Below are 2,329 nucleotides of genomic sequence, written 5' to 3' on the forward strand. Positions count from 1 at the left end.
TCAGAAAGGCCCGGTCGTGTTCCTCGCAAGTGCTGCCTCAGACTATATACATGGCTATACGCTGGTCGTGGATGGCGGTTGGCTGGCGCGGTAAAGGCGCACTTGTGACAAAGGGTTACAACGTCACCTCTTCCGCCTACTGTATAAAACCCCTATACTGTATGAATCGACAGTTTATTGGGTTTTATCATGACGGCGGAAGGTCACCTTCTTTTTTCTATTGCCTGTGCGGTATTTGCCAAGAATGCCGAGCTAACGCCCGTTCTTGCTCAGGGTGACTGGTGGCATATTGTTCCTTCAGCCATTTTAACGTGCCTGCTGCCGGATATCGATCATCCCAAATCCCTGCTGGGACAGCGTCTAAAGTGGATATCAAAGCCCATTGCCCGGGCATTTGGTCATCGCGGATTTACGCATAGCCTGCTGGCGGTTTTTGCCCTGCTGGCCACGTTTTACCTGAAAGTCCCTGATACCTGGATAATTCCAGCGGATGCCTTACAAGGTATGGTTCTCGGTTATCTCAGCCACATTCTGGCCGACATGTTGACCCCGGCGGGCGTCCCCCTGCTTTGGCCCTGCCGCTGGCGTTTTCGTCTGCCTATCCTCGTGCCGCAAAAAGGCAACCAACTGGAGCGGTTTCTGTGCATGGCGCTGTTCGCGTGGGCAATCTGGATGCCGCAGACCGTACAAGAGAACAGTGCGGTGCGCTGGTCATCGCAGATGATAAATACGCTGCAAATGCAGTTTAATCGTTTTATAACGCACCAGGTTGACTAATAAATCAGCCATAAAGTTATTTTTGGCATAAACAATTCCATTTGAATATAAGAGGCAAGTCACAGTTCTGCTAATCTTGCGCCAACAGAATCACCGTCACACGGTGATACGCATAATAAGATCAGGAGAACGGGGATGAACTATCCATTAATCGCGAACATTATCGTGTTCGTAGTGCTGCTGTTCGTGCTGGCGCAAGCCCGTCACAAGCAGTGGAGTCTGGCAAAAAAAGTACTGGTCGGTCTGGTCATGGGTGTGGTGTTTGGCCTCGCCCTGCACACCATTTATGGTTCCGACAGCCAGGTTCTTAAAGATTCAGTACAGTGGTTCAACATTGTCGGCAACGGTTACGTCCAACTGCTGCAGATGATTGTCATGCCGCTGGTGTTTGCGTCTATTCTCAGCGCCGTTGCGCGTCTGCACAACGCCTCTCAGTTAGGTAAAATCAGCTTTCTGACCATCGGTACGCTGCTGTTTACTACGCTGATTGCCGCGCTGGTAGGGGTTCTGGTGACCAACCTGTTCGGCCTGACCGCAGAAGGTCTGGTGCAAGGTGGGGCCGAAACCGCTCGTCTGAACGCGATTGAAACCAACTATGTTGGCAAAGTAGCTGACCTCAGCGTTCCACAGCTGGTGTTGTCGTTTATCCCGAAAAACCCGTTTGCCGATCTGACCGGAGCTAACCCGACGTCGATTATCAGCGTGGTTATCTTCGCTGCATTCCTCGGTGTTGCCGCACTGAAGCTGCTGAAAGATGATGCGTCGAAAGGCGAGCGCGTGCTGGTCGCTATCGATACCCTGCAAAGCTGGGTGATGAAGCTGGTTCGTTTGGTGATGCAGTTGACACCATACGGTGTTCTGGCGCTGATGACCAAAGTGGTTGCGGGCTCCAATCTGCAGGACATCATCAAGCTGGGTAGCTTCGTCGTGGCCTCTTATCTCGGTCTGGGCATTATGTTCGTGGTACACGGGATCCTGTTGGGTGTTAACGGCGTTAGCCCGCTGAAATACTTCCGCAAGGTGTGGCCGGTGCTGACTTTCGCCTTCACCAGCCGTTCCAGCGCAGCCTCAATTCCTCTGAACGTTGAAGCGCAAACCCGTCGTCTGGGCGTGCCTGAATCCATCGCCTCTTTTGCCGCCTCCTTTGGCGCCACCATTGGCCAGAACGGTTGTGCAGGGCTGTACCCGGCAATGCTGGCAGTAATGGTCGCCCCGACCGTCGGGATCAACCCGCTGGACCCGATGTGGATTGCCACGCTGGTCGGTATCGTCACCGTCAGTTCCGCAGGGGTTGCGGGTGTGGGTGGCGGTGCAACGTTTGCCGCGCTGATCGTCCTGCCAGCTATGGGTCTGCCGGTCACGCTGGTTGCGCTGCTGATTTCCGTTGAGCCGCTGATCGATATGGGTCGTACCGCGCTGAACGTAAGCGGTTCTATGACAGCCGGTACGCTGACCAGCCAATGGCTGAAACAGACCGATAAAACAATTCTGGACAGCGACGATAACGCCGAACTGGCGCATCGCTAAGTCTGTTCGACTGAAAAACAAAAAA

The 2,329-nt window shown here is 53.7% G+C and carries 2 protein-coding genes and 1 pseudogene; all 3 read left to right on the forward strand.

Going from position 1 to position 2,329, the window contains the following annotated elements; translation table 11 throughout:
• Positions 1–94 (forward strand): annotated as a pseudogene (locus FDW87_RS14695) (2-deoxy-D-gluconate 3-dehydrogenase); the annotation flags it as partial.
• Between the two features lie 83 nt (positions 95–177).
• Complete coding sequence (locus tag FDW87_RS14700; protein WP_087050648.1) at positions 178–777, forward strand: metal-dependent hydrolase; 600 nt, start codon at positions 178–180, stop codon at positions 775–777.
• A gap of 135 nt (positions 778–912) precedes the next feature.
• Positions 913–2,304 carry a cystine/sulfocysteine:cation symporter gene (tcyP, locus tag FDW87_RS14705; protein ID WP_137379886.1) on the forward strand — a complete coding sequence of 464 codons (1,392 nt, stop codon included), beginning with the start codon at positions 913–915 and terminating at the stop codon, positions 2,302–2,304.
• The last annotated feature ends 25 nt before the right edge of the window (positions 2,305–2,329 follow it).

This window comes from Citrobacter sp. wls826, assembly GCF_005281245.1.
GTDB lineage: Bacteria > Pseudomonadota > Gammaproteobacteria > Enterobacterales > Enterobacteriaceae > Citrobacter > Citrobacter braakii.